Source organism: Bacillus sp. JJ664, assembly GCF_036962205.1.
In the GTDB taxonomy this organism is placed as follows: Bacteria; Bacillota; Bacilli; order Bacillales; family Bacillaceae_G; genus Gottfriedia.
In genome coordinates, this window is sequence record NZ_JBALMS010000160.1 from 1 (window position 1) to 8,203 (window position 8,203).

Sequence of the window (8,203 nt, forward strand, 5' to 3'; positions counted from 1 at the left end):
GAATACTTAATATCCATGTTGTGATCCACCATTTTTTCGGTTGTTTTTTAATTAATAGATATACAACATATATGACAAAGTACGTAATAGCAAAATTTACCCAAAAACCAATAATCTCATCCTTCATCCAACTATTAAAGGATTGTACGGTTAGTCCATATTTCGTAGAAAGTTTAAAACGATATAAGTCTAGTGGTAATGTGATGATATAAGTTAAGACCGAAACAAAAAAGAAATAGAGAAATACTTGAATAAAGTGAAATCGAGTTAGCTTCTTTAATGATTCTCCTAATTTCCCAATAAACCCACTTAACAATAAAAGCGTAAGAACGATCCAATCTAATGGTATGCTAATAAAATACAAAACATTTTTAAGCGTACTATAACTTGTACTAATGTTAGCCTCTTTATGGTCCATAAATGTATTTGGATCAACGAATGTACCTTTGTATTTTGCTGGCAAGTTAGAATCTGTGAAAACATAAAAGTATAATAATACAAAAATGATATATGCGAGATAGCCAATCAAAATAAACTTTGATGCTTTTAATTTCTTCGACTGTTTCATGTAATCCCCCCACTTCTATATTATCAATTTTGTCCAAAATTTTAGAACAAAAAATCATAATTAACTCTCTCTATTTCATTTTATGAAATCACACCACTTGTATGTATGCTTTCCAATAAAAAAAGTACAACCTTAATCAGGAAGTACCTTTTCAAATTAAATATTTATGATTGTATGATTGAATCCTTTAATGCTCTTCTTAAAATTTTACCAGTTGCATTCTTTGGAAGCTCTGTAATAAACTCAATAGATTTTGGAACTTTATATTTTGCTAAGTGCGCCCTGCAATACTCCACTAATGTTTCTTCACTTAATGATGGATTTTTAGAAACAACATAAGCTTTTACACTCTCTCCAAAGTTATCATCAGGTAAACCAATGACTGCACATTCTACAATCTCAGGATGATTGTAAAGGATCTCTTCTACTTCACGTGGATAAACGTTAAATCCACCAACAATAATCATTTCTTTTTTACGGTCTACGATGAAGAAGTAACCATCTTCATCTCTGCGTGCTAAATCACCAGTGTATAACCAACCATCACGAATTGTCATTGCCGTTTCTTCTGGCATATTATAGTAACCCTTCATGATATTAGGACCACGTGCAATTAATTCGCCAACTACACCAACTGGAACTTCTTCTCCAAGCTCATTGACGATTTTATTTTCTACGTTGCTAATATTCGTGCCGATTGAACCAGCTTTTCGTGGACGATCTAAAGGATTAAATGTCGTTACAGGTGAAGCTTCAGATAAACCATAACCCTCTGAAATCATTACGTTAAATTTCTTTTCGAAGTTCTCTAATAATGCCACTGGCAATGATGAGCCTCCAGAAATACATAAACGAATAGACTCAAAATCTTCAATTTTTCCTTCCGGATATTGGTAAAGGAAATTATACATTGTTGGAACGCCAGCAAATACAGTTGCTTTTTGCGTTCGAATGATATTAAATATTTCACTTGGGCTAAACTTCGGAATTAGTATAACAGTTGCTCCATACATTAGTGGCGCATTTAACGCTACAGTTAGACAGAAAACATGGAATGCTGGTAGCGTTGCAATTACCTTTTCATTGCTAGTAAATCCTAAGAAATGACCTGCATCCATCGCATTAGAATATAAATTCGTATGAGTCAGCATCGCACCTTTTGGTTTACCTGTAGTACCTGAAGTGTATAAAATGACTGCTAAATCATCTTCATGTAGTTTAGGTCCTTCGAATGTTACATCTCCAAGGCCAACTACGTTTGTAAACGATTTCAATTTATTGTCTGAAAATTCATAAGGATGTTCTTGCTTTGTTTCACAAATAATGTAGTGTTCAATGTTAGGAAGAATAGGTGAAGCTTTTTCAACTAGTGGAAGAAATAAATCTAATGTAATGACAGCTTTTGCATCACCATTTGTTAGAATATAAATTAATTCGTCTGGTGAATATAGAGGATTAACTGGTATGACAGCCGCTCCTGCTTTTAATGCACCATATAGTGCAATAATAAAATGTGGGGAATTACCAACAATTAATGCGACTTTATCCCCTTTTTCAATTCCTAATTTTGAAAGACCACTAGCAAACTTTGTTATGTATGTATTCAATTGTGCATAGCTAAATGATTGCCCTTCAAAATTTACAGCAGTATGTTCAGGATGTTTTAATGCAGTTTGTGAAAGCGTATGAACTAAATTCAAGAAATTACCTCCTTTTTAAAAATAATTTAAAATATTCTAAATATATTATATTGCTAGAAAACATTTCTGACAAGATAGAAATATTACTTGTTTAAAAGCAATAAAAAAAAGAGTGGAGTTCCACTCTTTTTAAACGAATAGGCTCAAAAATTCCTCTTTCGTTACATTTCCAAAATAATAACTTAAATTGACATCTTGCAATTTACGTTCAATTTCTTGATGATCAAATTTTGTACCAACTAGCGTTTGCTCTAACTCTGACACGTCACCTACACCGAAGAAGTCACCATAAATTTTAACAGTCTCAATGAAGCCTTTATTTACTTCTAAGCGAATATCAACTTGTCCTGCAGCAAATCTTTTACTTTGTTGAATATTACATTTAGGAGATTTTCCATAATTCCAATCCCATGAACGATATCTGTTATCTGCTAGCTCTTTAATATTTTTAATATCTTCATCAGACCATTCATATCGCTCAATTGAACCGTGTTCTTTAAAGATAGATTGTAATAATAAATCTTTAAATTGTTCAATTGTTAAATCTTCTTTCAGAAATTCTTTAATATTAGCTACTCTACTTCTGATTGATTTAATGCCTTTTGATTGAATTTTATCAAGCTTTACATTCAATGCATTGACAACTTCGTCTATATTACTATTAAAAAGTAATGTCCCATGACTAAACATTCTACCTTTAGTTGAGAACTGTGCATTTCCAGATATTTTTCTACCCTCTGCTAAGATATCATTGCGTCCACTTAGCTCTGCATTCACTCCAAGTTCTTTAAGTGCTTCGATTACTGGCTCTGTAAACTTTCTAAAGTTATGAAAACTATCACCATCATCCTTCGTAATAAAACTGAAGTTTAAATTACCTAAATCATGATATACCGCTCCACCACCAGATAATCTTCTGACAACATGTATATTATGATCATTTACATATGCTGCATTTATTTCTTCAGCCGTATTTTGATTCTTCCCAATAATGATAGATGGTTCATTAATATAAAATAAAAAGTATGTATTTTCGGAATTTAAATGCTTTAAAGCATATTCTTCCATTGCTAAGTTTAACGTTGGATCTGTAATTCCTCTATTATCTAAAAAAAGCATGTGAGTCCTCCTATATTAAATTGATTTCCATTCAAATCCTGTATAAGCAGTCTGGATAGGACCATTATAATACTTTTTTGCCTCATCTATTAAATGATTTGTATTTCCACTATGAGGTAAATGCGATAAAAGCAATTGTCTTACATTTGAATGTTGTGCAATTCTCGCTACTTCTTTACTATTCATATGTCCTGCATTTGTGCCATCCTGATTTTCATACATATTGCAGTCACAAATAAGTAAATCTGCATCGCTAGAAAAAGGAATAAATTCTTCCATATAACTCGAATCTGCAGTATAAACAACTGTACTATCTGCTGTTTCAATTCTCATCGCAAAACAATCTACAGGATGCTTTGTTTTTAAAAATGTAATTGTAAATGGTCCTAAGTTTAGTACTTCATTAGGGTTATACTCATATCCTATCGTAGCTTGCTTATTCGATAATGTTTTAAATTTTTCTTGATCAAGTCCATGTCCGTAAATTGGTAATGCATAACCATCATTTGCGGCATTGATAATTTTATAGTATTGTAGTACGCCAATATCAGCTATATGATCGTGATGATAATGCGAAATAACTACACAATTTATACTTTTTAAGTCTATGTAATTTTGCAAGCTTGCTAAAGCGCCAGAGCCACAATCTACTAATAGTGAGAAATTTTTCTCCTGAAATAAATAGCACGATGTCGCTTCTCCTTTTTCAGGATAACCGCCCCAAAAACCAATCACAGTTACTTTCATGAAATGTTTCACTCCTTCGATTTTATTATACCTTGGATAAATTACTTTATTAGTTTTATGAAAGATTAGGCATTTATATTATTTTTAAAATTGTACTAATACAGATTGACATTTAATACATTGTAGTAATACAATGCTAATAAGATAACTCAAAGGAGTGGGTAGCGTGCTTATTAAAATGTCAGAATTTTTAAAACTTTTACCTAAGAAAAAATGTTTACAATGTAATTCGACGATTGAAGAGCAACATGATTGCTACAGTAATAATTGTTCTAACTGTTTAAAAAATAGCTTCTAAAATAGAAAGAGCAGTCGAAAGTTGATTCAAGTTGCACTACTTAAATCAACTTATAGACTGCTCTGTTTCTTATCAATAACTTTGAACTACTTCTTTTTGACCACTAAATAAATATTGAATCGTATCTTTTACTGCTTTCTCACCTTGATCTATACAATCTGGTAAGCCTGAACCATAAAATGAACAGCCTATAACAGATACACCAGGCATTTCATTTTGTAAGTAATGCTGCATATGTTTCGTACGTTCTTGATGATTAATTGTGTATTGAGGCATTGCTTCTTTCCATCTTGAGACTACAAAAAACTCTGGCTCTTCTGAGATGTCCATTGTTTTCCTTAAATCATCTAAAACGATTTTAACTAACTCATCATCAGTTTGATCTACAATATCTTGATGATTTGGTCGTCCTACGTAACAACGAAGCAATACTTTCCCTTTCGGACAAGCATGTGGCCATTTTTTATGTGTCCAGGTACATGCCGTAATATTATAGTCGCTATTTCTTGAAACAACAAAACCTGTACCATTTATATCGTTTTTTATTGCACTTTCAGGAAAGGCAATTGCAACATTGGCTACAGAAGTTGAAGGAACTTTTCGGAATGGCTCAAAAACAGTATCTTCATTAAATAAATCTGGAATCACTCGATGTGGAAGTGCAACAATAATTGAATCTGCTTCGATTATAGATTGATTACTTAACGTAATTTCATATACATTATTCTTTTTATCAATCTTTATGGCTTGTACACCCTTTAAAATCTCATTTTGATCAAGCTCTTGTTCAATTCTTTCTACAATCGTTTCTAGACCCGTACTTACAGTCTGGAAAATTCCTTTTCTAGGACCTTTTGATTTTTTAACTGGCATTTCTTTTTTCATACCACGAACAATGCTTTGATACTTTTGCTCAAGATGAAAAAACTGAGGGAAAGTCGCCATTAAACTCATCTTATCAATATCACCTGAGTAAATACCTGATAAAAGTGGTTCAATTAAGTTTTCAACTACTTCATTTCCCAACCTTCTTCTAAAAAAAGCACCTAAAGACATGTCGCCTTCAACTTGAGTTTTTGGAAGTACAAAATCAAGTCCAGCTCGTACTTTTCCTGCTGGCGAAAAAAGTCCAGAGAATAAGAATGGTTTTATTTGGGTTGGAATTCCCATATTTGAACCTTCTGGCATTCCATACAGTTGATTATTTACCAATACATAGGCTTTACCTGCCGTATTATGAACAATTTGATTTTGGATACCAAGATTTTCTGCAAGGCGATATGCGCTTTTTTTTCTAGCTAAAAACGAATCTGGCCCTCGCTCTATGACAAAACCATTTTTTCTAACTGTTTGTATTTTCCCACCAAGCTTCGTTGATGCTTCTATTAACTGAATATCAACTGGAAGGTTTTGTTTTTTTTGCTCTTGTTTCAAATAGTAGGCAGCTGTCAGACCAGTAATTCCTCCGCCTAAAATGACAACCTTCTTTTTCATCTGTAGTCCTCCTATTTAGAAAACACTATTTATTGTTCATTCCACTTTCTTAAAACAACCGTACTTAACCCACTAATAAATAACGGATCAGTATTTGGCATTGGTGGACGAACATATCTTTTTTGTATTTTCTCTGTTACATACTTACATTCTATATCATTATCATAAAGTACTTCTAAGTGCTCACTTACAAATCCTAGAGGTAAATACACATACGTATCAAAATCATATTTTTCATCTAATTCATGTGTTAAGTCTTGTACATCAGGTCCAAGCCATGGTTCAGGTGTATTACCAGCACTTTGCCAGCCAAGAAAATAATGTCTAATGCCTGCCTGTGCTACAACCAACTCAGCTGTTTGCTTTAATTGCTCTGGATATGGATCGCCATAAGTAAGAATTTTTTCTGGTAAACTATGTGCTGAGAAAATAAAAGCAGTTTTTTCTCGTTCATGATCATTCATAGGTTCCAGAATTTCTTCAACTTCTCGAACCCAATATTGAATAAATCTCTCTTCTCTATACCAATCATCTACATGCGTAATGATTGGCCCATCGATCTTTTCTGAATGATTAGTAGCTCGTTCATTATAAGATTTTACACTGAATGTAGAATAATGAGGAGCAAGTACAATACTAATGGCTTTTGTAATTCCATCATTTTTCATTTGGTCAACAGCATCTTCAATGAATGGTTCAATATGCTTTAAACCAAGATACAATTTAAATTCTACTTTATCCTGTATTTCATTTAGATCGCTTTCTAAAGCTTTCCCTTGTTCTAACGTTATTTTAGCTAATGGAGAAATTCCACCGATAGATCGATAACGATCAGTTAGGTCCTCTAACATTTCAGGGGTAGGCTTTCTCCCTCTACGAATATCTGTATAATATCGTTCAATATCTGATTCTTTATATGGCGTGCCGTATGCCATAACTAATAAACCAATTTTCTCTTTCATGTCATCACCATAGTCCTTTATTTTAAACTTGTACCCTCGAAGAATACTCATGTACAAAGCTAGTTAAACGTTTAAGAGTATCTGGATTTACTTCTGGGAATACCCCGTGACCCAAGTTAAAGATATGAGCTGGATTTGCCATGCCCTCATCAAGTATTTCCTTCGCACGAGCTTCAATTACTTCCCATGGAGCTAATAAGAATGATGGATCTAGATTTCCTTGAAGCGTTTTTGTAATTCCAAGTGAACGTGCTTCTGTGATAGAAGTTCTCCAATCTAAACCAATTACATTTATAGGAAGCTCATTCCATTCATGGATTAAATGACTTGCTCCAACACCATACATAATTGTTGGGATATTGAAGGTTTTTAGTGCAGTAAAGATTTTCTCCATACAAGGTTTAATATAAACACGATAGTCTGCTGCATTTAATGCGCCAACCCATGAATCAAATAATTGAATTGCACTAGCTCCAGCATCAACTTGAGCTTTTACATATTTAATTGTCATATCTGCTAAATGATCCATTAAAGCAAACCACGCTTCAGACTCTGCATACATAAACGATTTGGTTTTATTATAGTTTCTAGAAGGTCTTCCTTCGATCATATAGCTTGCAACCGTAAATGGTGCGCCTGCAAACCCAATTAACGGTACTGAAAGCATTTCTGTTGTAAGTAATTTAATCGTGTCAAAGATGTAAGGTAATTGCTCTTCTGGATGAATGTCAGTTAACTTTTTCACATCTTCTAAAGAACGGATTGGATTGCTAATAACCGGACCGACACCTGATTGAATCTCCACATCTACGCCAATCGCTGGCAGTGGCGACATAATATCCTTATATAGAATTGCAGCATCTACATTATATTGATTTACTGGAAGCGCTGTTACATAAGCGCATAATTCTGGTTGATGAGTAATTTCAAATAATGAGTATTTTTCTTTAATCTTTCGATATTCTGGCTGAGAACGTCCTGCTTGTCTCATATACCAAACTGGTGTATGCGTTACTGATTCTCCTCTTGCCGCTCTTAGAAATGTATCGTTAAAATCTTTTTTCATCCTCAAAAGTCTCCCTTTCACTTTTCCAAACTCTACTATTAAATATACTGATTGGACCTTGAATTGTATATATAACTTGACTAATGACACATAATGTTCACTTAATTTACATTTTTTATCAATTGCTAGGTCGATTGAACTATTTGTCTTTTCCCATAAAAAATTATATCAAAATATAACGTAAATATCGAATAATAAACTATATAATTTTTATCATTTAATAATTATTATAATTAACTTCCCATATAT

Annotated in this window: 8 protein-coding genes; 1 reads left to right on the forward strand and 7 read right to left on the reverse strand. The window is 33.0% G+C overall.

The genetic code is table 11. From position 1 onward, the window contains the following. The 4 genes from V7056_RS18995 to V7056_RS19010 form a co-directional block, all read right to left on the reverse strand. A partial coding sequence (locus tag V7056_RS18995; RefSeq protein ID WP_499703960.1) for a M48 family metalloprotease occupies window positions 1-568 on the reverse strand: 568 nt, incomplete at its 3' end. Window positions 569-732: 164 nt separating this feature from the next. Further along, window positions 733-2,268 carry a fatty acid--CoA ligase family protein gene (locus V7056_RS19000; protein ID WP_499703961.1) on the reverse strand — a complete coding sequence of 512 codons (1,536 nt, stop codon included), beginning with the start codon at window positions 2,266-2,268 and terminating at the stop codon, window positions 733-735. Window positions 2,269-2,397: 129 nt separating this feature from the next. After that, window positions 2,398-3,387, reverse strand: coding sequence for a lipoate--protein ligase (lplA, locus tag V7056_RS19005; protein ID WP_499703962.1), 990 nt, complete (start codon window positions 3,385-3,387; stop codon window positions 2,398-2,400). 15 nt (window positions 3,388-3,402) lie between these two features. After that, window positions 3,403-4,134 (reverse strand): MBL fold metallo-hydrolase, encoded by a 732-nt coding sequence (locus tag V7056_RS19010; RefSeq protein WP_499703963.1) that lies wholly within the window; start codon window positions 4,132-4,134, stop codon window positions 3,403-3,405. A 178-nt stretch (window positions 4,135-4,312) separates the two neighbouring features. Between V7056_RS19010 and yhfH the strand changes: the two genes are divergently transcribed. Then, a complete protein-coding gene (gene yhfH / locus V7056_RS19015; RefSeq protein ID WP_499703967.1) occupies window positions 4,313-4,432 on the forward strand; it encodes a protein YhfH in 120 nt (39 codons plus the stop codon). Window positions 4,433-4,504: 72 nt separating this feature from the next. On the opposite strand, the gene hemY is transcribed toward yhfH, so the two are convergent. The 3 genes from hemY to hemE are packed head-to-tail and all read right to left on the reverse strand — an operon-like array spanning window position 4,505 to window position 7,954. After that, on the reverse strand, window positions 4,505-5,926 hold the full coding sequence (gene hemY, locus V7056_RS19020) for a protoporphyrinogen oxidase (RefSeq protein WP_499703964.1): 1,422 nt from the start codon (window positions 5,924-5,926) through the stop codon (window positions 4,505-4,507). 29 nt (window positions 5,927-5,955) lie between these two features. Continuing rightward, window positions 5,956-6,888 carry a ferrochelatase gene (gene hemH / locus V7056_RS19025; RefSeq protein WP_499703965.1) on the reverse strand — a complete coding sequence of 311 codons (933 nt, stop codon included), beginning with the start codon at window positions 6,886-6,888 and terminating at the stop codon, window positions 5,956-5,958. Between the two features lie 22 nt (window positions 6,889-6,910). After that, window positions 6,911-7,954 carry a uroporphyrinogen decarboxylase gene (gene hemE / locus V7056_RS19030; RefSeq protein ID WP_499703966.1) on the reverse strand — a complete coding sequence of 348 codons (1,044 nt, stop codon included), beginning with the start codon at window positions 7,952-7,954 and terminating at the stop codon, window positions 6,911-6,913. Between the last annotated feature and the right edge of the window lie 249 nt (window positions 7,955-8,203).